Source organism: Rhodoflexus caldus (genome assembly GCF_021206925.1).
GTDB lineage: Bacteria > Bacteroidota > Bacteroidia > Cytophagales > Thermoflexibacteraceae > Rhodoflexus > Rhodoflexus caldus.
Map to the genome: position 1 here is coordinate 118,884 of NZ_JAJPRF010000004.1, position 22,909 is coordinate 141,792.

A 22,909-nucleotide genomic window follows, 5' to 3' on the forward strand; every position below is an offset into this window, starting at 1 on the left:
TAATGAAAGATGAGGTTACTCGGCGTGCAGTTTGTTTAATTCCGCGATAACATTGGGCATGGAAACGAGTTTGTATTGAACGGCATCGCCGTTTTTGACTTTTCGCAGACCTTCTATCAGAATTTTGTCGTTGTCTTTCAGACCCGTAGAAACCGCAAATAGGTGCGGCATTTCGTTGGAGGTCGTGATTTCCTGCATATTCACCTTATTATCATCCCCGATAACGAATACGTATTTCTTGCCCAAGACCTCAAAGGTGGCTTTTTGTGGAATGAGCAATACATTTTTCAGAGCTACGGGCATGAGGATGTTCCCTGTTTCGCCGTGTCGCAAAATGCCCTGCGGGTTTTCAAAAGTTGCACGGAAAGCAATGTTACCGGTTTCGTTGTTAAAGTCTGCCTCAATGGTTTCAATAACACCCTCACGGTCAAATAGTTGGTGATTAGCCATTTGCAATTGCACTTTGGGCAGATTTTCTTTCTTATTGCTGCCGAAAAAGTCTAAATATTCGGCTTCGGGTACGTTGAAATAGACCCATACTTTGCTGTTGTCGGAAAGAGTAGTGAGCAATTCGCCCTCATCCACCAAACTGCCCAAACGGACATTGAAGCGCCCCATGATGCCATCAAAAGGTGCGCGGATTTCGGTAAAATTCAGGTGGGTTTTAGCTAAGGCTACTTCGGCTTTTGCTTTGTCAAGTTTGGCTTTGGCAAGCGCAAGCTCGCTTTGCGAAACAATGTTTTGGTCGGCTAATTGTTTGGTATTCAAGTATTCAACTTCTACAAATTTGGCTTCGGCTTCGGCTTTTTGCACTTCTGCTTGGTAAACCAGCGGCATGATGCGGAACATGAGTTGCCCTTTTTTTACCTGTTTACCCTCATCTACATAAATATCTTGCAAATAGCCGCGTTCCAAAGCTCGCAGTTCGATGTGTTGGTGTGAGCGAATTTGGCAGACATATTCTTTAACTGTGGTAGTGTCTTTCCTGACCGGCTGTGTGGCCTGATATGTACCCACTTCGTGGTGTTCTTCATGATGCTCGCAACCGGTGTAGGCAAATAAGCCGATTATTGCAAACAATAAGGTATAGAAATAGTGAGTTTTCATGGATTGAGTTTTCAAATATGGAATGGGATTAGAAAAGTGATGCTGTTAAGTGGCGCGCACATGGAAAACCTATGTGCAGCCTGTTATTGGATGTACCGCATGGCACACGGGCGTTGAAAATGCCGATATTATGACACTAACGGTACGGTAAGTATGGCAATAAGCACCCTTTTAGAGGGCTTATTGGCCGTGAAGAAGGGAGGAAAAAACTACCGCTCGTAGAAAATGAGTGATTGAAAGGCTATGTAGCGAGGTGTTTTGAGGAAGGCAGGGTGAAAGAAAATATCGCTCGATGATTCCGAATCATTGAAATTGCTTCTACCTTTTCTGTTGAGCACAACCATCAGGTAGGAAACATCCAATGGGTAATCAAGCGGGAATAATTTCTTTGTCCCCTTAGATTTTTTCAGCGAAACAATATCCTGAACGTCGTCACTGTTGGCTTCGCTCTCAATGTTTAAGTCGTCACTGACTTGTTCTATCGCCTTTTTGTGAATGAAAGACAACGCGACAGAAACAAATTCACCGTTCAACTGGGCAATAAAACCGAACAGAAACAGCCAAACAATTAGTTGTTTTGCATGAGTAAACAGTCGGTTAGACATATGATGCGAAGTTTCTTTCAAGGCGTTAAACATTCAGCCTGCGAAGTTATATTTTTCGCTACATTAATAACGCAAAACCTGCCCGAATGATTGTGAATGATTTGTTAATGTTGCCCGATGGCATCCGTCAGCCCCCATTGCAGTATCTGGATAGTTCATTTTCAGGCAGTTATGCGGTTGCTGTTTTGCGTTTAGACCTCATGCACCTGCATATCAACGGAAATAAGTGGTTCAAACTCAAATACAATTTGCAACAGGCACGGCGCGAAGGTAAAACAACCTTGCTTACTTTCGGCGGGGCTTATTCCAATCATTTGCGGGCAACGGCGGCGGCGGGGCATTATTTCGGCTTTCGCACCATTGGCTACGTTCGCGGCGAGCTGACCGAGCCGCTCAATCCTGCCTTGCAATTCATGCGGCATATGGGCATGGAACTGCGCTACCTCAACCGCAGCGACTACCGCACCATCCACGGGCAGCCCGATATGCGCGCTTGGTTGCAGGAACATTTTCCCGAAGAAAACTTTGACGATTGCTACATCCTGCCCGAAGGCGGCACAAATGCCTTGGCAGTCGGAGGTTGCGCCGAAATTTGGCAGTACGTCCCCGAACCTTTTGATTATATGCTCTGCGCCTGCGGAACAAGCTGTACAACGGCAGGGCTTGCCCTTGGCAACCCCAACGCCAAAGTTTTGGGAATCAGCGTATTAAAAGGGAATTTCTTATCACAAGCCGTTCGGCAATTATTGACAGCAGCCAATCAACCCCATGCCAATAATTGGGAGGTGATAGATAGCTACCACTTCGGCGGCTATGCCCGCACAACGCCCGAACTTGAACAATTTGTCAGAGATTTTACCAATCGTTATCAAATCCCAATTGAGCCGGTCTATACGGGCAAGTTGTTTTATGCAGTGGCAGATTTATTGCAAAAAAAACACTTTGCAGATGGCAGCAAGGTGCTAATTTTGCACACAGGAGGGGTGTATTAAGGCCTCGCTACAACAACGCATGTGTGGCATTTTAGGCATTATGCCTGCAATATCAACCACGCCTTTTCAGGAGGCACTTCAACTTATTGCACATCGGGGGCCGGACGGTTTCGGCATTTGGCAATCGGACGAACATCAAATCACCTTGGGACATCGGCGGCTGGCTATTTTAGACCTGAGCGAAAATGGCAGGCAGCCGATGGAATACGGGCAATATGTAATCACCTACAACGGCGAAATTTATAATTTTCTGGAAATCAGAGATGAACTCAAGGCCAAAGGCTATTCCTTCGTTTCCGATACAGACACTGAAGTAATCATTGCAGCCTTTCACGAGTGGGGCGAGCAGTGCCTGTTGAAATTCAACGGCATGTGGGCATTTGCTATCTGGAACAAGGAAAAACGAACGCTTTTTCTGAGCCGCGACCGCTTCGGCATTAAACCGCTGTACTACGCTTTCACGGGTGGCTATTGCGTTTTTGCATCCGAAATGAAGGCTTTAATGCCTTTTTTGCCCGAGCGGCGTGTAGCAGACAACTTTGACTATCTGAAAACGCATCTGTTTGACTATGAAGCCACCGACCAATGCCTCATTGCGGGTATCAAACGCTTTCCGGCAGGACATTATGCGTACTTGAAACCATCGGAAACTACCGTTCGGCCTATTCGCTATTGGGATACCATGCAGCACTTGGTGCAAGTGCCGAAGCGCTATGAAGAACAGGTAGAACAGTTCCGCGAACTTTTTACGGATGCCTGCCGCATCTGTATGCGCTCCGATGTCCCGATTGGTACAGCCCTGAGCGGCGGCTTGGACTCCAGCGCCGTGGCAGGTACGCTTTTTTGGCTTGCCGAGCATTACAGCCACAAAAGGCAGCGCATGGCGACAGACTGGCAGCACGCCTTTGTTGCCACATTTCCGGGAACTTTCTTAGACGAGCGCTACTATGCGCAGAAAGTTGCCGAGTATTTGGCCATTCCGATTACTTACCTGAACATCGATGCCGGCCGACAAATCAGCGACATGAACGAGTATTTATATTTGTTCGAAGAACTGTATTTGACAAGTCCCTTGCCAATGATGGAAACCTACAAAGCCATCCGACGGCATGGCATTACCGTCAGCATAGACGGGCACGGGGCAGATGAGATGATGAGCGGCTACGGCCATATTATCTTGGCCTTGATGGACTGCGGTTGCAGCATCAGCAATTTTCTGGACATCATCCGCACAATCAACGGGTTCAGCAATTTGGAGTCGGAGCAAATAGACAAAGAAGAACAGACTTTTTGGAGCGGGCTGCGTTTTGTTTTGTCCCAAATAAGACATTCTCCGCGCCGAAGTTTGCAAGAACTTTTCAGCGAAGAAAAACCCCATGAAGGCAAGTTTGGCAAGTTTAATGCAGCATTGTACAAAATATTTCATCAGACCATTCTGCCAACGCTGTTGCGCAACTATGACCGCTACTCAATGGCCAGTGGTGTAGAAATCAGAATGCCTTTTATGGATTATCGGTTGGTAACTTACAGTTTTTCATTGCCTTGGCAAAGCAAAGTACGCAATGGTTACGCAAAAGCAATTATCCGTGATGCGATGTTAGGCCGTATGCCCGAAGAAGTGCGGACGCGAAAAAGTAAAATCGGATTCAATACGCCTATAATAGACTGGATGCAAGGCGTATGGCGCGAGTCGTTATTAGATATCGTCCATAGTACCGATTTTAACACTTCTTCGGTAATAGCGCCTGCAACAGTGCGGCAGCAGATTTTGGGCGTAATTAACAATCCCAAAGCAAAATTTTTGGATGGCGAGCAGGCATGGACAGCCCTTATGCCCTATCTTTGGGAAAGAGCATTTTTAAAGCGGGCTTATCCGCAGATTGGCAAGTAAGGTTGTACAGCATGTTTTTATCATTCATCATACCATATCGCAACCGTGAAACCGAGCGTGTAATCAGATGCTTACAATCCCTTCAAAACCAAAAAACCGACAGTGATTTTGAGATTGTTTTGGCAGACTACGGCAGCGATGAAGCCGAACAAAAAGCCATTGAAACCATCTGTCGCAATTTGGGTGTTAACTACATTTACTACAATTCGCGCAGGCAGTTTTGGTCGCGGGCACATGCCGTTAATATAGGTATTACGGCCGCCTCCGGTCAATATCTAGTGATAGTTGATATAGATTTGATTTATCCGCCGCATTTTGCCGCTGCCATGTTGCAAAAAATAAATGAACAATCCTTCGTGCAATACCAGTGCTACTATCTGCCGCCCGAAGTTTCCGATTATGAGCGGTTGGACTTTGACAAGTCTTATCCTTATCCGGTCAATTCCATCAGCGAAAGCGGCGGCCTGATTGCTGTTCCGCGCCATGCCATGTACGAAATCGGCGGCTTTGACGAATATTTCAAAGTTTGGGGCGTGGAAGATATGGATTTGAAAAAACGCCTGCGAAAAATCGGACTGACCCGCAAGGTGCTTTCCATAGAAGAAGCGCCGACTTTTCACCAATGGCATCCGCCTGCCTCTACCGAAGAATTAATGCCTGCGCTTTGGCTCAAAGCCATGGAAAAGTACGAAAAGCGAAAAACCGAAGTCAAAGTCCCGTATTTGAATCACCCCCCGCAAGAACTGCAACGCCCTGCGCTGGTAGTTTTTGAACAACCGGATGCGGCACTTGCCAATGGGGCGATCGCTTTCACATTTGAGTACCCTACCTTGCAGTCATACATTGATTTTGCCAAAACCTTCTATGCGCTGCCCTCAGGCGCAACGCTGATAGTGCGGCAAACTTTTGAGCCCATTCAAGCCTCACCCAATGCTAAACTGGCAGGGCTGTTTCGCTTAGTCAATCGTTTGTTGGAACGCCTGTCGGTTTCCTATCGCGTAACGGAATACTTTACCTTTGAAACTGAGTTAGTTACGTTTATTAACGCACGCGACTTTTTGTTCTACTTTATTGCTGACAATCAGGAAAGCATAGCAGACTATGCCTTTGAAACTGTGTTTGAGCGAAGTATCCAATGCGTACTTATCAAGAAATGAACTACGCACCCATAGCTTTATTTTGTTACAAACGTCCTTGGCATTTGCAACGGACACTGGAAGCCCTTGAGCAAAACGAAGGCGCAAAAGAAAGTGTGCTTTACATATTTGCCGACGGGGCAAAACCCAATGCATCCCCCACCGACAGGGAAAATATTGCTGCCGTTCGGCGTTTGATTCGCCAAAATTGGCAATTCAGAGAAATAATCGTTAATGAAAAATCTGAAAATCAAGGACTTGCGGCTTCAATTATTGCAGGCGTAACGCAAGTGGTCAATCATCACGGGCGCATAATTGTGCTGGAAGATGACATGGTTACATCGCCTTATTTCTTGCGCTTTATGAACGATGCCCTGCAATGTTACGCCGATGCGCCCGAAGTTACCGCCGTTACTGCCTACATCTACGACATCCCGAACTTGCCCGAAACCTTCTTCCTCAACGACCCAGGCTGTTGGGGCTGGGCTACTTGGCAACGCGCTTGGCAGCTTTTTAATCCCGACGGCAAATATTTAATGCAGGAAATTGCTCAAAGAAAGCTCATTGGCGCATTTAATTACGAAAGCACCTATCCTTACTACCAAATGCTTGTCGACCAAGTCAAAGGCAAAAACGATTCGTGGGCAATTCGCTGGTATGCGTCTCTATTTTTAGAAAATAAGTTGGCTCTTTATCCGGGCAAACCGCTGGTTGAAAATATTGGCAACGACGAAAGCGGAACACACGCAGGAAGTGAAGAATTTTATCGGGTACGATTAGCCGCGCATCCCGTACAGGTATTGCCTCAGCCGCTTGCAGCCAATCAAGATGCGCGGGCTGCCGTTGTAGCATACTTAGCCGCACAAAACTACATGCCGCCACTCTGGAAAAAATACATCGGGCGCATCAAAAAAATGCTATCTTTGAACGCTAACACAGGCAAATGATACGGCGCATCATTCATAAAGTCCGCGAAACTTTCTTTTTTGAGCAAACCTACCCGATTCATTGGAAAGGCAACTTTCCCGATTGGGCATCTGCCATGCAACATGCGCGCGGATATGACGATGCGGCTATTTTAGAGCGCATCAAGCAATCGGCGCTGGCGGTCAAAGAGGGAAAGGCACTGTTTGAACGCGACGGCAAGCTGTTTTACGAACCCTTCTACGACTATCCGCTGCTTAGTTTTTTGCTGAAAGCTGCCCTAGAAAACAACAGCAAGTTGCGCGTGCTGGACTTTGGCGGTTCGCTCGGCAGCACTTGGTTTCAGCATCGGGCGCTGTTGCAAGGGCTTGACGTTCAGTGGTATGTAGTAGAACAGCCGCACTATGTCGCACTGGGGCAAGAACTGTTTCACGGTGATAAAGTGCTGCAATTTTATTATCAGGCTGCCGATATTCCCGACAAAGAAGCTCTCTTTGTGTTGGCTTCGGGGGTGTTATACTACATAGAAATTTATCATGAATTTATCCGACAATTACAGGCACTACAACCGCAGTATTTCTTTGTGCATCGCACCCCCTTCCACGAAGGGGCGGAACATCTGATTACTTTACAATGCGTGCAATCGGAAGAAAACTTTGAGGGAACGTTCCCGAGCTGGATTTTCAGCCGAGAGCAGTTTTTGGCACAATTTACGCCTGATTATCAATTGCTTGCAGAGGGTAAATCCATAGATAATATTGCTGCACGGGTGGAAGGACTGCCGCGCCGGTTTCATAACTTTTGCTGGTTTTGTTTCAGAAAAAACGCCCCTCAACGTATTTTGCAGTAAAACCTCAGCGCCTTTTGCGGTAAAAAATTAAAACATGAAGAGTCTCATCAAAAAAATAGTACATAAACTGCAAACCGAATTACTAACGCGGTTGGATAACGTAGAGCAAGCAACCCTTGCCAATCGCTTTCTGCTGGGCAGCATGGCAGCGCGTCAGTTGCGCGAGCAAATCAAAAACAACCATATCAAAACCTTGCAAGAGGTTGAATTTCAGGTGTTTTCTCAATTCGGCGATGACGGCATCATCCAATATTTGGTTGAAAAACTCAAACCGCTGCCCGAAATTTTCATAGAATTTGGCGTAGAAAGCTACAAGGAAGCCAATACGCGATTTTTGCTTATGCACAACAATTGGCGCGGGCTGATTATAGACGGCGATGCAAACCTGATGGCTGCCGTCCGCCGCAGCGACCTCTGCTGGCGCTACGATTTAACCGCCGTAGGTGCATTCATCACCCGTGAAAATATTAACGACATTTTTGTCAAAAATGGCTTTGCGGGCGAAATCGGACTGCTTAGCATAGATATAGACGGCAACGACTATTGGGTTTGGCAGGCAATTGAGGCAGTAAACCCCGTGATAGTCATTGCGGAATACAACAGCGTTTTTGGTGCAGAAAGAGCTATATCCATACCCTATCGCCCTGATTTTCACCGTCATCAGGCGCATTATTCGGGCTTGTACTGGGGCGCGTCGCTGCCTGCATTCTGCCATTTAGCCGAGCAAAAAGGCTACGATTTTGTAGGTTGCAACAGTGCAGGAAATAATGCTTATTTTATCCGCAAAGACCGCAACCCGTTGCCGCCATTGACTGCCCGAGAAGGTTTTGTTGGGTCCCGTTTCCGCGAGTCGCGTGATGCGGCGGGTAACTTGACGTTTCTAAGCGGCGAGACACGACTGGCGGCAATTAGAGGCTGTGAGGTGGTAGAGGTAAAAAGTAACCAAATTTTTGATTTATGATGACAAATGTTATGATGGTTAAAAGATTAGAATATATACTCATAGCCTTTGTTATTATTTTATTTGCATTAAAGCTCACTTATCTTGGAGTTGGTGCTTATGCTATTACGGATGAATGGCGCTACGATTTAGTATTTAGTTTAATAGAAGCCATCAAGCAAGTTAATTATCAAAAGTTTAGTAAGGTATTAGTAGATACTAACGGTCGCCCGGGTGAATTATTTATCAGACTTCCGTTTGCTATTATTCAGATTTTATGGTACAAATTGACCGGTGAACCTGTTAGCTATTCTAACTTTATACCACAATTTCATAATTATATTGTAGTCTTTTTAAATACGGTTCTTGTATATAAGATTTGTCATAATTATGGTAAAGGTATCCAATATAATAAAATAACATCTTTAATTTGTGTAATAATTTATTGTGCATTACTAAATCACGGGTTTTATATCAGACATTTATTGCCATATGATAATGCATTGTTATTTTTTTTGATTGCCTTATATCATATCACCCAAAAAAACAATCCAAGTTATTGGTTTACAGGCGTTTTTATAGGATTGGGTTTTTCTATATATCCGGGTTACTTTCTGTTTGTGGGAATATTAATGAGTGCAATTCTTATAAAATCATCTTTAATAAATAATCTTAAAAACTTTCTTAAAGCCGGTATTGGTGCTTTGTTAGTATTAGCATTTTGGGAAGCAATTACGAATATTGGAGGCTATTCTTATATATCTTCTTTGAAAACTTTATCAGGTACTATTACACAGGGGAGTTTTGAAGAGGGTTTAATTTATCCTTTCCTGTACCTTTGGCAGGTAGAAAGTATTACAGGTATTGCATTAGTGATAAATATATTTCTACTTTTTAGCTATAAGAGAAATTGTTTTACCTCAGATTACACTGATACAGTTATTAAATTAGGATTTCTATTTTTAATAGCATATGCTTTGCAATGTTATTTTTTGCAAAAGATGGTTTTTTATGGCAGAATACTTCATATGTTTATGCCGCTATTAATTTTATCGGTTTACCCTGTTATTATGTCTTTAACTAACAAGGTAAATAAAGAAAAATTCCTATTAGTTTCATTTTTGATTATTACTTTTATCGTTATTGACTTTATTGTTAAAAGTGTTACTTTTAAAAAGATATACTATCCAAGAGATATCCTATTATCATATGGTATAAATAAATGGGAGGACACTTCTCTTATTACAGAAAAAAGTAATAATCGCAATTTTTCTTTTGAAATTGATAATGTAGCCTATCGCCCTGATGTACAGCTATTAGCCGATAAGTATAAGAATCTCTTATTTATCAATTTTGCATATTTCCATCCTGTATCTTTAAGTAGATATGAGGAAGTTAACTCTGATAGCTTGATTTTTGCAAGTCCGCATTTTCAATCTCATTACGTATATTCTTATGAGGGATTAAGCTATCATGAACGAGAATTTTTACGAAATAAAAGACTACAACTTAAAATATTTTTGTTACGAAAATGAGTGCCTATTTAGAACTGCTAATAGCATTAATATTGATAACTTTATTATTTAGGCTGATAAGAAAACAGTCGGTAAAAGTAGTATTTATTATTACTGTACTGTTAAGTCTTTTATTAAGATGGTGGTTGATATGGTTTACGCCAGAGCTTAACACTAACATAGACTTGTTGATGTATATGGATGGCGGGCAATTAACCGCCATGGGTATCAATCCGTATGACTATAATGATTCAAAAGAAATAAGAAATCAACTAAGAAAAGATGATTATGCATATCAAGAATATACAGCACAAAGTCAAGATATATGGAACTATTGTGCGGCAAGTCATTTACCTCTAACGCAATTTAATTTAGCATTAGCCTACAAACTATTTTACTATCCCGAAGGATTCAGATATTATTTTGCTTTCTTTGATTCCATTCTATGTGGATTGATATGCTTATTTATTATTAGAAATTGGAAATCCAATGATGAAACTAAATTCTTTGCCAATTTGATTTTAGGAATTTGTTCACCTTTTCTTATCAGTTGGAGCATTGTCAATCCGGGCGATAAAGGTACCGAAACTCTTCTGATATTGGCATTCCTACTAAGCATATCCTCTAATTCAAAAACTATATTTCTTTATGTAAGTGCACTGTTTATGGGATTAGGAATCGCATACAAAGCAGTTGCTGCTTTTTTCATTCCTTTGGCAATTCAAAAATTTTGGGAAGTTAAATCTGATTTACATTCATTTTTTAGAATGTTATTCATATTTGGAATAATATCTTTTTTAATAGTTGCTCTTTCATTTTTACCTTTCGTTCCCGAAGTGTTATACCCGATGACGCAGCGTTTTGAACATGGTTCCGCAGCCATTTATCCTATGCACTCATCTATTTGGAGAGTATTTTATATACTTTTTCCTGAGAATTGGCGCATTATTCAAATTCTTTCCGTTGCCATGCTTACGATATTTTCTTCTTATAATGCTTTTAAGGATAAAATTGTGGATTTATTGTGCGCTAATCTGCTCTGGATTTTTACGGTTATGATACTGATTACAAGTGGCGTTGATAGGATGAATATGGCTTTTATTCCTTCTATTCTTATTGCTTGTAAGTATTGTTCAGAAAGACAATCGTTTATTTTGCTTTTTATTTATGCTATAACAGGTTTGATAATTTTGTTTTATCCTTTGGTTAAAAACATTTTAGCATTGGAAGGTTTATTAGGGGATGTAAATTTCGCAGAATCATTAATGTGTTTACTCTTAACAATCGTATATTTCAGTATTGTTTCTTCCTTAAAATCTTCATATGTCCCACAACCAAGTAGAAATCATTGAATACAACGGCACTAAGTATGCCGAAATCATTTGGGCGGATATTCGCGTAGAGAAAACGACCTTCTTTTCGCCACCCGAGTCGTCGTTTCAGTTCGGTTTGCTGGCGCACAAAGCAGGATTTGTTGAGCCGCCGCACTATCACAAGCCCTTTAAACGCGAAATCCACGATTTGCAACAGATGTTCGTCGTACAGCGCGGCGTAGTTGTGGTGGAACTGTACAGCGATGAGGGCGAACTGCTGCGCGAAGTAACTTTGCGGCAAGGCGACGGCATCGTACTCATCCACGGCGTTCATGCCATCCGCGTGGTGGAAGATATGCAGTGCATCAGCGTGAAGCAAGGTCCGTTCCTTGGCGATGAAAACGACAAAGTTTTTGTAAATTTTCAAAAGAAAAACACATGATTCCCGTTTTTGAACCCGAAATAGCCGACGAAGAAAAAGCCGCCGTAGCCGATGCGCTCGCTCGCGGCGAAATTTCAGGCTCTTTCGGGCGATATATTCCTGATTTTGAGCGGGCTTTCGCCGACTATTGCGGCATGAAGCACGGCGTGGCGGTCAGCAGCGGCACTACCGCGCTGCAACTGGCTGTCCGCGCGGCAGGCATCGGCAAAGGCGATGAAGTGCTGCTCAGCGCAAGTACCAACATTGCCACCGCTTTGGCGGTTATTTACAACGGCGCAATTCCCGTTCCCGTTGACAGTGAGGCACTTACGTGGAATTTAGACTTGGATTTGCTGGAATCCAAAATCACGCCGCGCACCAAAGCCGTTATTCCCGTGCACCTCTACGGGCATCCCGTGGATATGGACAGGCTCATGGAAATTGCCAATCGCCATAACTTAATTGTGATTGAGGACGCGGCAGAGGCACACGGCGCGGAAGTTCGCGGCAAAAAGGCAGGCAGTTTCGGGCATATGAACTGTTTCAGCTTTTATGCCAATAAAATCATCACAACGGGCGAAGGCGGCATGGTTCTCACCAACGACGACCGCTTAGCCGACCAACTGCGCCTCTTGCGCAACCTTGCCTTTACCAAGCCGCGATTCAGGCACGAAGTAGCGGGCTATAACTTCCGCATGACGGGCATGCAAGCCGCCATGGGGCTGGCGCAAACCCGCAAATTAGACCGCATCATCAGCCAAAAAATCCAAATGGCGGCATGGTACAACCAATACTTAGCCGATATTCCGGGGCTGACTTTGCCGCATTGCGAGCCTTGGGCAAAGCACGTCTATTGGATGTACGGCATTCTGATTGATGAAAAAGAATTCGGCATGAATCGCGATACATTTGCCGAAAAATTATACCAAAACGGCATAGAAACGCGCACCTTTTTCTGCCCGATGAATTTACAGCCTTGCCTGCAAGCAACGGAAGGTTTCCGCCAAGAGGCTTGCCCCGTAGCCGAAAAACTCTGGGAAACAGGGCTTTATCTGCCGTCAAGCCATTCGTTGAGCGAAGAAACCATCGCCCGTATTGCACAAGTTATCCGAAATATTCGCCCATGAGTGCCTATCAGTCTGTTTTTGCCGAACTGTACGACCTTTTCTACCAGCAAAAACCGTATCAGCAGGAAGTTGATTTTTTGCATGAAAAATTGGCAGCCTATGGCGTAAAAAACGTCTTGGAACTTGCCTGCGGAACGGGCAATCACGCCTTGCGGCTGGCGGCTTTGGGCTATCGGATAACCGCCACCGACCTTTCGGCAGACATGATTTTGCAGGCACGCGCCAAACAGCAGGAATGGGAACGCAGCGGCAGGCTGCCCGCAGGTTTGCTGGCGTTCATGCAGGCGGATATGTCCGAACTGCCGCCGCAAACGGGCAGCAACTTTGATGCGGCACTCTGCCTCTTTGATTCGCTGGGCTACGTGCTGACCAACGCCGCCATTCGCAAAACGCTGCACGGCATTTACGACAGGCTCAAATCGGGTGGCATTTTCATCACAGAGTACTGGCACGGTGCAACCATGGCGCGGCACTACGAAGAAGCCCGCATCCGACGCTGGCAAGTGCCTGACGGTGAGGTAGTTCGCTTTTCGGAAACGCAGTTGGACTACCGTACTCAAATTGCCGACATCCGTTTTACGGTGCATCAGATTTTCAACAACGGCAGGGCGCACAGCTACACCGAAACGCACCGCAACCGCTTTTTTTTGGTGCAGGAAATGTGTGCCTTTTTGGAAGAAGCGGGCTTTGAAGTGCGCGAATCGCTGCGGGGGTACAGCCACAGCACCGCCATTGATGCCGACACATGGCACGTACTCACCATTGCACAAAAACCATGAGAGTAGGGTTATATTCGGGCAGTTTGCGCGCCGAAGAGGGCGGCGGCTTTACCATTGAGCGCGAAATGCTGGAAGGCATTCGCCTGCTTGCTGCCGAAGGCGAGCATCAATTTATACTTTACGCGCATCGGCATCAGTTGAAAATCGGTGAAAGCGCAAATTTCAGCCTTTGCAACATTGATACGCCGCTTTGGCAACGGGCATTGTTCAAAGCGGGTTTGCGCAAGCGGCATCCTTTGCAGGATGTTGTGCTGGCAAGCCGCCCCGACGTGATTTTTTACCTTTCGCCTTGGGAAAATTTCCGCGTAGATGTGCCGTACATCAACATTGTTTGGGATTTGCAGCACCGCCGACAGCCGTTTTTTCCCGAAGTGAGCGCCAACGGCGAGTGGGACAAGCGCGAAGGCTACTACCGACAATATTTGCCGAAGGCTTCTTTTGTCATCATCGGCAATCAGGCGGGGGCAGATGAGATTTCGCTGTTCTACGGCGTGCATCCCGAGCGCATTTTCCTGATTCCGCACCTGACCCCGCAGTTTGCCCTGCAATATGCCGAAAAGCCGCAACCGCGCCCGCAATGGCTGCCCAAGGGCGATTATTTGTTTTACCCCGCACAGTTTTGGGCGCACAAAAACCACATTACGCTCTTGCACGCATTGGCGCGGGTTCACGCTCAGGGCAAAAAGTTGCACCTGATACTGACCGGTTCGGACAAAGGCAACAAGGCATATGTTCGGCAAACCGCTGCCGACTTGGGGCTTGCCGAATTTGTTCATTTCCCCGGTTTTGTGGCTGAAAATGAGTTGGTTGCGCTATATCAACACGCTGTTGCACTGATTTACCCGACGCATTTCGGTCCCGAGAACCTGCCGCCATTAGAGGCTTTTGCGCTGGGCTGCCCCGTGCTGGCATCTGCCGTTGCGGGTGCGCACGAGCAAATGGAAGATGCCGCGCTGCTGTTCAGCCCCATATCGGCGGAAGAAATGGCGGCAGCCGTTTTGCAACTGCACGGCAATGAGCCGCTACGCCGCGAAATGATTGCCAAAGGCAAAAAAATCGCCGCGGCACGTTCCCAAGCCAATTTTATGAACCGATTCAGGGAATTATTGCAACGTTTTGCACTCTTGCGGCGGTGCTGGTAATGACAACTTGGCACAGCAAACGCGGATTTTTTTGTTCTAAAACATCTCCATCAGCAGTCATCCGTGAATCTGCCAAAATCCCCGTGAAATTTATACAAAAGCACAAGATGTTTGCGAAAAATGTTTTATATAAACCACTGAAAAACAAGTATTTAAACCTGATAGGTCTTGGATATCTGTCAGATTTGTGTACAAAATTCACACTTGCTTAGTTTTCAAAGCCGTTCCATGGCAACTTCGCTATGGAACAATTTACCACAAACGACACTTCAAATAATGAATCTTATGCCCTTTGGCAACAAACATTTCCTCATATTTGGTACGGATGGGTTCGCCGTTGATGTCTAAATGGTCGGCTATCAGCGGCGACTCGTAGAGGTCTTCGGTGTAGGATAAATCCGTGATTTTTTCGTTTTGCAGCACTTCCATTGTGTAGTGGAAAAGCTGGTCGCTGTCGGTGCGGAGGCGCAACCACATGCCCGGCTTGCCAATGTTGCGGTAGTGCTGCAAAAATCGCGGATTGGTTAGGCGGCGACGCTCATCGCCGTCTTTGGGGCGCGGGTCGGGGTGGATGAGCCATATTTCGCTCACTTCGCCCGCGGCAAAGAACATCTCAATATTCTGAATTTGTGTGCGCAGGAATGCGGCATTGTGCAGCCCTTTCTGCAAGCACTGCTGGCTGCCTTTCCACAGTCGCGCACCTTTGATATCTACACCGATAAAATTTTGTTCGGGAAATTTTTCGGCAAGGGCTACGGTGTATTCGCCGCGTCCGCAGGCCAATTCCAACGCAATTGGGTTGGTATTATGAAAGTAGGTTTCGTGCCAATTGCCGCAAATGGTTTCGTAGTGCGGCTTGCCGCGTTCAAAAACATTACGCGCCACCTGATTGGCAGCAAAACGCGCTAATTTATGTCGTCCCATAGTGTTTTTTGTATCACCAATTGTGCATAGCCCCGCAAAGTTTTGCTAAGCACGCATCAAATTTATGTATGTGCACTAAATCGCCCCTTCAAATTTTCTACCGCCAAGTCCGCAAAGTGCTACGCAAAGAGCACTGAGTGTTTTTATGATAAACCTTTTCTTTGTGTACACTGCGGTTAAACCTTTGCGCACTCTGCGGTGAAAAGTACGTTCTCATGTGATGAAGTACTTATGCTTCCGTCATATCAAATTGCACATCAGCGAAGCGTTCTACCACCTCATCCAGCACGGCAGAAACGGCTTCCTGTGTAGTAGCTTCCACCAAACGCGTGCGGTATTCCTTGAAGTGAGGAATAAATCGGAAATAGTTCGTATAGTGGCGGCGCATTTCAAAAATGCCCATTTTGGGGCCTTTCCAGCGCACGGAAAAATCCAAATGTTGGCGGCAAGTTTCCACCCGCTCCTGCAAAGTCGGCGGCGGCAATTTTTCGCCTGTCTGCATGTAGTGCTTCACCTCGCGGAAAATCCACGGGTAGCCAATGGATGCCCTGCCAATCATGATGCCGTCCACGCCGTAGCGGTTGCGATATTCCACCGCTTTTTCGGGGCTGTCAATGTCGCCGTTGCCGAAAATCGGGATATGGATATTGGGCAGGTTTTTCACCTCGGCAATCAGTCGCCAGTCGGCTTGTCCTTTGTACATCTGCGCACGGGTGCGCCCGTGAATGGTAAGCGCCTGAATACCAACATCTTGCAGGCGTTGAGCAGCTTCAATAATATTGATGGTGCTATCGTCCCAGCCAAGGCGGGTCTTGACCGTTACGGGGCGCTTACAAATTTTCACAATCGCATCGGTGATACGCTGCATTTTGGGTAAATCGCGCAGTAAGCCCGCACCTGCTCCCTTACAGGCCACATTTTTAACGGGACAGCCGTAGTTAATATCCACCAAATCGGGATTGACCGAATCGGCGATGGCAGCGGCTTCGCGCATCACATCTTCCTTATCGCCGAAAATTTGGATGCCGATGGGGCGTTCGTACTCAAAAATATCCAATTTTTGTACACTCTTGGCGGCATCCCGAATCAACCCTTCGGCAGAGATAAACTCGGTGTACATCAAATCCACGCCGTTTTGCTTGCAAACCGCACGGAAAGGCGGGTCGCTTACGTCTTCCATTGGCGCAAGCAACAACGGAAATTCTCCCAGCTCAATATCACCGATTTTTACCATGCTATTCCGATTGTGAAAGGCTTTTTATATTTTGCCTGCAAAATTACGCTGAATATATGTCTTTCGGAAAAGAGGCTGCCCCGTTGCCACCCAAAAGTGCGCTGTGGACTTCGCTGCTGTTGTTTATACCTGCTTTTCTGGCGGGGTTGTTCTTTTTTAACTTCATAGGTCTTTTGCTGGCGCTCCCTTTTTTTGAATGGGATATTAACCGCCTGCTGATGGCGACGGCCTCACCCTCGGGCAATGACCGTTTAGGATTGCTCGTTATGCAGGGTGTGATTGCGGTGGGTAGCTTCCTGTTAGTGCCTGCTTGGTTTATGGCGCGGTTTGATGCAGATAAAAATCTGTATCAGCAAACACTGGCAGGCATTCGCCAACCTACGCCTCCGATATTTTGGCTGATTGCCATAGGAATTGTGCTATTTGCGCTGCCCATGATTGCTTGGGCGGTCAAATGGAACGAGGGCTGGCAATTCCCCGCTTTTCTGGCAGAATTTGAAAAATGGGCACAGGCAAAAGAAGCCGACCTCAAACGACTGACCTTATTATTGGTTGATTTTCAATCGGTTGGCGAACTTCTGTTGGGCATTTTTGTTATTGCGGTTATTCCGGGTATTGGCGAGGAGTGGCTATTTCGCGGATTTCTGCAACAGCGATTTCAGCAACTTTTTGGCAACCCGCATGTGGCAGTATGGGTAGCAGCCATTATTTTCAGTGCTTTCCATCTACAATTCTACGGTTTTGTGCCGCGCACCATTCTGGGGGCTGTTTTCGGCTATCTTTTTATATTCACGGGCAATCTGGCAGTGCCTATGCTGGCTCATTTTTTTAACAACGCCTATACCGTATTGCTGATGTATGCCTACAATCAAAAATGGATAGCTTTCAATATTGAAGACAGTCCCGAAATTCCGGTAGTGATGGCGGCAGCATCGGCACTGTTGGTAGGCGGAACTTTGGCTTGGTTGCGCCAACTCAAAAATTGATTTTGTACAAATTCATGAACTGGCAAAAGATATACGGTACAACTAATTTACCACAGGCGGAAATCATCAAAAATCTGCTGAAAGAGCATGATATTCAAGCTATTATACTCAACAAGCGCGATAGTGCCTACAACATGTTCGGCGAAGTGGAAGTTCTCGTACTGCGCGAAGACGTTATTAAAGCCATACAACTTTTAAAACATGAACTGGAAACTGAACGGTCTGACTGAACTGCAACAGCGCATTATTGCGGCTGCCATCGGTGCATTGATTATTCTGGGAGCGCTGGCATACAATGAGTGGACGTATTTTGTCGTATTCTTTTTTATCAGCATGTTTACGCTGCTGGAATTTTACAAACTACTGGGGCTTGACGGCAACTTACCTCTGCGCACTTTTGGTACTATTGTAGGTCTCTTTTTGTTCACCCTTACCTTTTTCGTGGAAAAGTACAACTTCAATCACGAGTTGTACTACCTTGTTTTCGTGCTGCTCTCAACTGCTTTTGTTATCAAGCTATACTCCAAACGCGATGAAAAACCCTTTCGCAACATAGCATTTACCTACTTGGGGATAATGTATGTGGCCGTTCCTTTTGCGCTACTCAATACCGCCGTATTTATGAAAGGCACTTACAGCAATCAAGTTATTGTAGGCTCGCTTTTTCTGATTTGGGCAAGCGATACGGGTGCTTATTTTGCAGGACGTGCCTTTGGCAAACACAAATTGTTTTTTCGCATTTCGCCCAAAAAAACATGGGAAGGCAGCATTGGCGGAACGCTACTGGCGCTCATATTCGCCTATATCATTTCATTTTACTGCACCGATTTGTTCTTGTGGGAATGGCTCTGTATTGCAGTCATCATAGTTGTTACGGGCACCTACGGCGATTTGGTAGAATCACTCTTTAAACGGAGCATCCACATCAAAGACTCCGGCAATACCATCCCCGGGCATGGGGGCTTTTTAGACCGCTTTGACAGCCTGCTGCTCTCTGCCCCGTTCATCATTACCTTTGTCAGGTTAGTGAAGTTATTTTAGCTTGCTCTAAAACATACGTTACTGCACTGTCAAAATCAGGCATTGATTTGACGGTAAACGGCGCCATGGAACTAAGCGTTTTTTCCAAATAGTCGGCAATCCAACGTTTGAATGCCCCTGTGTCGTGTGCTTCGCGCAAGCCGATGAGTATAAAATCGGAGGATACGGCCGCTTTCAGTTGTGAAAACCAAGAAGTTACTAACCATGCTCTGTCCTGCATGGAGGAGCCTCCGCTTTTTGCCTGACTGGAAATACATGCCCGCACAGGGTACTTCTTTATGAACGCCAACAGACTCTCGTATAAATACCTGTACTCCTGATGGCTGAATTTGCCGATAATTTCCGTGTAAATTACCCGATAGTCAGGGTAGTATAAAATTTGGCCGTAAGGCTTTGAAAAAAGTATTTCAGGCGCATTGCCATATAAAGCTGACCCGGGGAATGTGTGCATCTGCTTTCAAAAATTTAGACCAACGACTCATGTAATCACATTTGTTTGTCAATAATTGCGGGGTGTGGGCTGTTGCTGCGTCTCTTTGATAAGCGCGATTGCATCGTCAAAACTTGGAGCAGACTTTACCGAAAAAGGCGCAATTGACGCAAAACTATGCTCTAAATAGTCAGCAATCCAACGCTTGGTATTATTTTCTGAATCTTTAATTCCTATCATCAAAAATTCTTTCGTAGGGAAGGTGCGGCTCAACATAGGCACCAAATGCATCAGTAGCCAACTTCTGTCTTGAAATGAAGAACCGAAACTGCGCGATTGGCTAACGACACAGGCTTTCGCCTGCAAACGCTTCAACGCATCATAAGCCGTCATATACACCTGCTTGTATTGTCCATGAGAAAATGAAGCAATCATCTCCACAAAAACAGTATGCAGACGGGGGAAGTACAGCACCTGACCATAGGGTTCGTCAAAAACCACTTCAACAGGTTCTTCTGCAAAAAGAACGGAAAACGGACGCTCCATAATTACCCCCTATCGCTGCTTGAAGATAGAAAATTGACAAGAAAAATCCTAACAATGTTTTGGCGAAATGAAGGAACAGATTATCAGTAAACAAGCAGTTCTATGCGCTCATTTTCTGCACGACCGTTTGCATCGTTGGGCGCAAGAGGGGCAAGCGAACCTACGCCGCGTGCCTCTATGCGGCTTTCCGATACATTGAACTTTTCAATCAGTCGCCGCGCAACGGCTTTGGCACGTTGGTCGGAAAGCAGCAAGTCGGCTTCTATACTTTTGCCTTTGGCAGTATGCGCCACAATTACCAACTTCAACGAAGGCTGCTCGGCAAGCAGGCGGGCAATGAGCGCCAAGGCGGCATCGCTTTCTGCCTTCAATGCGGCACTGTTTTCGTTCTCAAACAGAATGTTTTGCATCACAACTTTTCCCTGTGCGGTCAAATTGCGGAACATGCGCTTGGCTACCGTTTCCGCATCGGCGGATTTGCTGCCTGCGGTGCCTTTTTCTACCACAATCAGCTCGTAGCTGTTGCCAAATGAACCGACTTGCACCCAATAGTAGTTTGCCCCGTCAAAAAATTCCAGCGTAGCGGTTGCCCCATCGTCGCGGATGGCTCTGCCGCCGTAGGACTTGGCAAGGCTGACATAATGGCGCACAACTTGCTCATCGGGCACGGGCGAAGCGTTGGCATCTGCCCATGTGTAAACCATTTGGTATTTGTAGCCCATTTGCCCGGGTGTGAGCGGGTAGTCGCCTTCGCTGTAAGCGGTAATTAGGTAGCCGGGCAGGCGCTTCATCAGGCGGAAATCGGCACTGCCCTCCGCATCGGCTGTGGGATAGATGCGCGGCGCAACGGCATCGGGCGCAATGCCCAACTCGCTGATTTGCTCGGCTGCCGAAGGGGAAATAACGCCTGCACTTGCCGATGCCCCCTGCACCAACTGACCGCCGCCGCGTACTTGCTCAACGGTGTAGGGTTTGTTTTGGGCAACGGGTTGTGAATAGTCGCGGTTGGGGTCTTTTTCTACAACCACCAACTCGTAACTTCTGCCAAACGAACCTACCTGCACCCATCGGTACACGTTGTCGCGGGTATATTCCAGCGTGGCAGTCGGTCCGTCATCGCGGATGATTCGCCCCTTGTATTGCTTGACAAGATTTTTGTAGTAGCCTATGACGTCTTCATCGGCAGGCGGGGCACTTGCCGCATCGCTCCAAATGTAATTGATTTGGTACTTAATGCCGCTGCGCTTATAGCCCATGTAGAAATCCTCTTCGCGGTAGCTGTTGATAACGTAGCCGCTGCGGCGAGGCAAACCTTCGTAGTCGCGGGCATTTTCGGCATCTGCCTGCGGAACGGGCACGGGGCGTGCGGTTGCAAGCATTTCGCGCTGCTCGCGGGAAAGCGTCGGGGCGCTTGAAATGGTTTGTTCGTCGGCTGCCCTCGTTGCCGTGCGGATTTGTACGCCCGACCGCTCCTCCCCTACTTCGTAGGGCTTATTTTGGGCAATGGATTGGGTGTAATCGCGGTTGAGGTCTTTTTCTACGACAATGAGCTCGTAGTTAAACCCGAATGACCCGACTTGTACCCATCGGTAGATGTTGTTTTCGGTGAACTCTATGGTAGCGGTTGCTCCGTCGTTGCGGATGACCCTGCCGCCCAGTGCTTTGACTTTCCCGATGTAATAGGCTACCACCTCCTCGTCGGCGGGCGGTTTGATGCGCGGATTTTCCCACAAGTAGTTGATTTGATACTTCAAGCCGCTCAACTTGTAGCCCATGTAAAAATCTTCGGTTTTGTAGTTACTGATGACATAGCCTTTGAATCGCCCCAGCGGGTCGTAGTCTTTTGCACCTGCCAAATCTTGCGCAATGTCGGGTTGCGATTGAGCCGTGATAACCTTTTCGGGTTGTTGCTTGGGCGTTTTTTCTTCGGCGACGGTCGGTTGCGGCTCAACGGCAGGGGCTTCCTTTTTCGGCTGTTCTTTGGGGACTGCCGAAATTGCGGTTTCCTGTTTCTTGGGCTGCTCGCGGGGCTGCGTTTTTTGCTCGGCGGGCTTGTTTGCTGCTACTTCGGTTTTGGCAGGTGCATTTTCTACAATGCGCTGCTTTTCGGCGGGCACAGGCTGTACTACTTCGTAGGGCTTGGACTTTTGCGCATACTGCGTGCGACCTGTCAGGTCTTTTTCCACGACAATTAATTCGTAGCTTGTGCCAAAACTGCCTACCTGTACCCAGCGGTACACTTGGTCTTTGGTGAAGTCCATAGTAGCGGTTGCCCCGTCGTTGCGGATGATTTTGCCGCCATAGCTGCGCACTTTGGCGATGTAGTGCTGTACGACGCGCTCATCTTTCATCGGGGTTTCGCCCGATTCTACGTCAAACTTGTAGTTGATTCGGTATTGATAGCCCGAAATCTGCCCGTTGGAAAAGAAATTTTCTTCGCCGTAAGAGCCGATATAGTAGTTGGGCAGGCGCGGCAAGAGGGGATAATCTTTGCTGCCGGGCGCATCTTGGGGTACATCGTCGGCAAGGACATCGGTTTTCGGGGTATCCTTCTCAATGCCAATCAGTTCGTATGAACCCAAGCGCGATTCGGTAATCTGTATCCAAAAGTCTTTGCCGTTTTGAGTGTATTCAAAAATCTGTTGGTTGGGTTGTCGCTTTTGCGCTTTGCCGCCTTTGGCTTGGGTGAGTTGCAGGTAATAGTCCAACACGGCAACAAAGGCAGGCGGATTGCTGCCTTTGAAGTTGTATTTGATATGGATTTTTTCGCCGCGCTTATTGCCCTGCACCATAAACGGCGTTTGCTGGGCATAGACTGCCTCAAAGCCCTCAAAGGGCGGGAATGGCTCTATGTCTTTTGCACCTTGCGCCCGTGCGGTGATAACGGCAAAAAATGCCCCGATGATGCCTGCCAATAGTTGTATTTGTCTGTTCATAGACAGCTTTCGGTTAATCGCTTTTACAATCTGTTTCCCCAAACGCCATTTTTTTGTTGAAAGCACGCGAA

General features: G+C 46.4%; 22 protein-coding genes. 15 read left to right on the forward strand and 7 right to left on the reverse strand.

Features of this window, described 5'->3' with window-relative positions; genetic code table 11:
• Positions 1-15: 15 nt before the first annotated feature.
• Both NDK19_RS06845 and NDK19_RS06850 read right to left on the reverse strand, forming a co-directional pair.
• On the reverse strand, positions 16-1,107 hold the full coding sequence (locus tag NDK19_RS06845; protein ID WP_250631117.1) for an efflux RND transporter periplasmic adaptor subunit: 1,092 nt from the start codon (positions 1,105-1,107) through the stop codon (positions 16-18).
• 209 nt (positions 1,108-1,316) lie between these two features.
• Complete coding sequence (locus NDK19_RS06850) at positions 1,317-1,712, reverse strand: hypothetical protein (protein WP_250631118.1); 396 nt, start codon at positions 1,710-1,712, stop codon at positions 1,317-1,319.
• A gap of 92 nt (positions 1,713-1,804) precedes the next feature.
• Here NDK19_RS06850 and NDK19_RS06855 point away from each other — a divergent pair, with 92 nt between their 5' ends.
• Genes NDK19_RS06855 through NDK19_RS06910 form a run of 12 tightly spaced genes read left to right on the forward strand, consistent with a single transcriptional unit; the run spans position 1,805 to position 14,741 of the window.
• Positions 1,805-2,704, forward strand: coding sequence for a 1-aminocyclopropane-1-carboxylate deaminase/D-cysteine desulfhydrase (locus NDK19_RS06855; protein ID WP_250631119.1), 900 nt, complete (start codon positions 1,805-1,807; stop codon positions 2,702-2,704).
• A gap of 19 nt (positions 2,705-2,723) precedes the next feature.
• The gene (gene asnB, locus NDK19_RS06860) at positions 2,724-4,595 is read left to right on the forward strand and encodes an asparagine synthase (glutamine-hydrolyzing) (RefSeq protein ID WP_262910286.1); all 1,872 of its coding nucleotides are present in this window, start codon (positions 2,724-2,726) and stop codon (positions 4,593-4,595) included.
• Between the two features lie 11 nt (positions 4,596-4,606).
• Positions 4,607-5,752, forward strand: a complete 1,146-nt coding sequence (locus NDK19_RS06865) for a glycosyltransferase family 2 protein (RefSeq protein WP_250631121.1) — start codon at positions 4,607-4,609, stop codon at positions 5,750-5,752.
• Positions 5,731-6,678, forward strand: coding sequence for a glycosyltransferase family protein (locus NDK19_RS06870; protein ID WP_250631122.1), 948 nt, complete (start codon positions 5,731-5,733; stop codon positions 6,676-6,678). Before NDK19_RS06865 ends, NDK19_RS06870 begins: the two co-directional genes overlap by 22 nt.
• Entirely contained in the window at positions 6,675-7,505 is an 831-nt protein-coding gene (locus NDK19_RS06875) for a methyltransferase, TIGR04325 family (protein ID WP_250631123.1), read from the forward strand. The genes NDK19_RS06870 and NDK19_RS06875 overlap by 4 nt, the downstream gene beginning before the upstream one ends.
• Positions 7,506-7,539: 34 nt before the next feature.
• Positions 7,540-8,466 (forward strand): hypothetical protein, encoded by a 927-nt coding sequence (locus NDK19_RS06880; protein ID WP_250631124.1) that lies wholly within the window; start codon positions 7,540-7,542, stop codon positions 8,464-8,466.
• Positions 8,463-9,980, forward strand: coding sequence for a glycosyltransferase family 39 protein (locus NDK19_RS06885; protein ID WP_250631125.1), 1,518 nt, complete (start codon positions 8,463-8,465; stop codon positions 9,978-9,980). The genes NDK19_RS06880 and NDK19_RS06885 overlap by 4 nt, the downstream gene beginning before the upstream one ends.
• Positions 9,977-11,311 (forward strand): hypothetical protein, encoded by a 1,335-nt coding sequence (locus tag NDK19_RS06890; protein WP_250631126.1) that lies wholly within the window; start codon positions 9,977-9,979, stop codon positions 11,309-11,311. Before NDK19_RS06885 ends, NDK19_RS06890 begins: the two co-directional genes overlap by 4 nt.
• On the forward strand, positions 11,283-11,714 hold the full coding sequence (locus NDK19_RS06895; RefSeq protein ID WP_250631127.1) for a hypothetical protein: 432 nt from the start codon (positions 11,283-11,285) through the stop codon (positions 11,712-11,714). The genes NDK19_RS06890 and NDK19_RS06895 overlap by 29 nt, the downstream gene beginning before the upstream one ends.
• The gene (locus NDK19_RS06900) at positions 11,711-12,820 is read left to right on the forward strand and encodes a DegT/DnrJ/EryC1/StrS family aminotransferase (RefSeq protein WP_250631128.1); all 1,110 of its coding nucleotides are present in this window, start codon (positions 11,711-11,713) and stop codon (positions 12,818-12,820) included. The genes NDK19_RS06895 and NDK19_RS06900 overlap by 4 nt, the downstream gene beginning before the upstream one ends.
• Positions 12,817-13,599, forward strand: a complete 783-nt coding sequence (locus NDK19_RS06905) for a class I SAM-dependent DNA methyltransferase (protein WP_250631129.1) — start codon at positions 12,817-12,819, stop codon at positions 13,597-13,599. The genes NDK19_RS06900 and NDK19_RS06905 overlap by 4 nt, the downstream gene beginning before the upstream one ends.
• Positions 13,596-14,741: a glycosyltransferase family 4 protein gene (locus tag NDK19_RS06910; protein ID WP_250631130.1), complete on the forward strand. Its 1,146-nt coding sequence runs from the start codon at positions 13,596-13,598 to the stop codon at positions 14,739-14,741. The genes NDK19_RS06905 and NDK19_RS06910 overlap by 4 nt, the downstream gene beginning before the upstream one ends.
• A 252-nt stretch (positions 14,742-14,993) precedes the next feature.
• On the opposite strand, the gene trmB is transcribed toward NDK19_RS06910, so the two are convergent.
• Both trmB and dusB read right to left on the reverse strand, forming a co-directional pair.
• On the reverse strand, positions 14,994-15,665 hold the full coding sequence (gene trmB / locus NDK19_RS06915; protein ID WP_250631131.1) for a tRNA (guanosine(46)-N7)-methyltransferase TrmB: 672 nt from the start codon (positions 15,663-15,665) through the stop codon (positions 14,994-14,996).
• A 229-nt stretch (positions 15,666-15,894) separates the two neighbouring features.
• On the reverse strand, positions 15,895-16,899 hold the full coding sequence (gene dusB / locus NDK19_RS06920; protein WP_250631132.1) for a tRNA dihydrouridine synthase DusB: 1,005 nt from the start codon (positions 16,897-16,899) through the stop codon (positions 15,895-15,897).
• 56 nt (positions 16,900-16,955) lie between these two features.
• Between dusB and NDK19_RS06925 the strand changes: the two genes are divergently transcribed.
• From NDK19_RS06925 to NDK19_RS06935, 3 genes are read left to right on the forward strand one after another with little or no spacing between them, the layout of a single operon-like run.
• The gene (locus NDK19_RS06925) at positions 16,956-17,885 is read left to right on the forward strand and encodes a CPBP family intramembrane glutamic endopeptidase (protein ID WP_250631133.1); all 930 of its coding nucleotides are present in this window, start codon (positions 16,956-16,958) and stop codon (positions 17,883-17,885) included.
• A 14-nt stretch (positions 17,886-17,899) separates the two neighbouring features.
• Complete coding sequence (locus NDK19_RS06930; RefSeq protein ID WP_250631134.1) at positions 17,900-18,115, forward strand: putative signal transducing protein; 216 nt, start codon at positions 17,900-17,902, stop codon at positions 18,113-18,115.
• Positions 18,087-18,926 carry a phosphatidate cytidylyltransferase gene (locus tag NDK19_RS06935; RefSeq protein WP_250631135.1) on the forward strand — a complete coding sequence of 280 codons (840 nt, stop codon included), beginning with the start codon at positions 18,087-18,089 and terminating at the stop codon, positions 18,924-18,926. Before NDK19_RS06930 ends, NDK19_RS06935 begins: the two co-directional genes overlap by 29 nt.
• On the opposite strand, the gene NDK19_RS06940 is transcribed toward NDK19_RS06935, so the two are convergent.
• The 3 genes from NDK19_RS06940 to NDK19_RS06950 form a co-directional block, all read right to left on the reverse strand.
• A complete protein-coding gene (locus tag NDK19_RS06940) occupies positions 18,904-19,377 on the reverse strand; it encodes a hypothetical protein (protein WP_250631136.1) in 474 nt (157 codons plus the stop codon). The genes NDK19_RS06935 and NDK19_RS06940 overlap by 23 nt on opposite strands.
• 48 nt (positions 19,378-19,425) lie before the next feature.
• Entirely contained in the window at positions 19,426-19,902 is a 477-nt protein-coding gene (locus tag NDK19_RS06945; protein WP_250631137.1) for a hypothetical protein, read from the reverse strand.
• An 83-nt stretch (positions 19,903-19,985) separates the two neighbouring features.
• A complete protein-coding gene (locus NDK19_RS06950; RefSeq protein ID WP_250631138.1) occupies positions 19,986-22,838 on the reverse strand; it encodes an OmpA family protein in 2,853 nt (950 codons plus the stop codon).
• Positions 22,839-22,909: the final 71 nt, after the last annotated feature.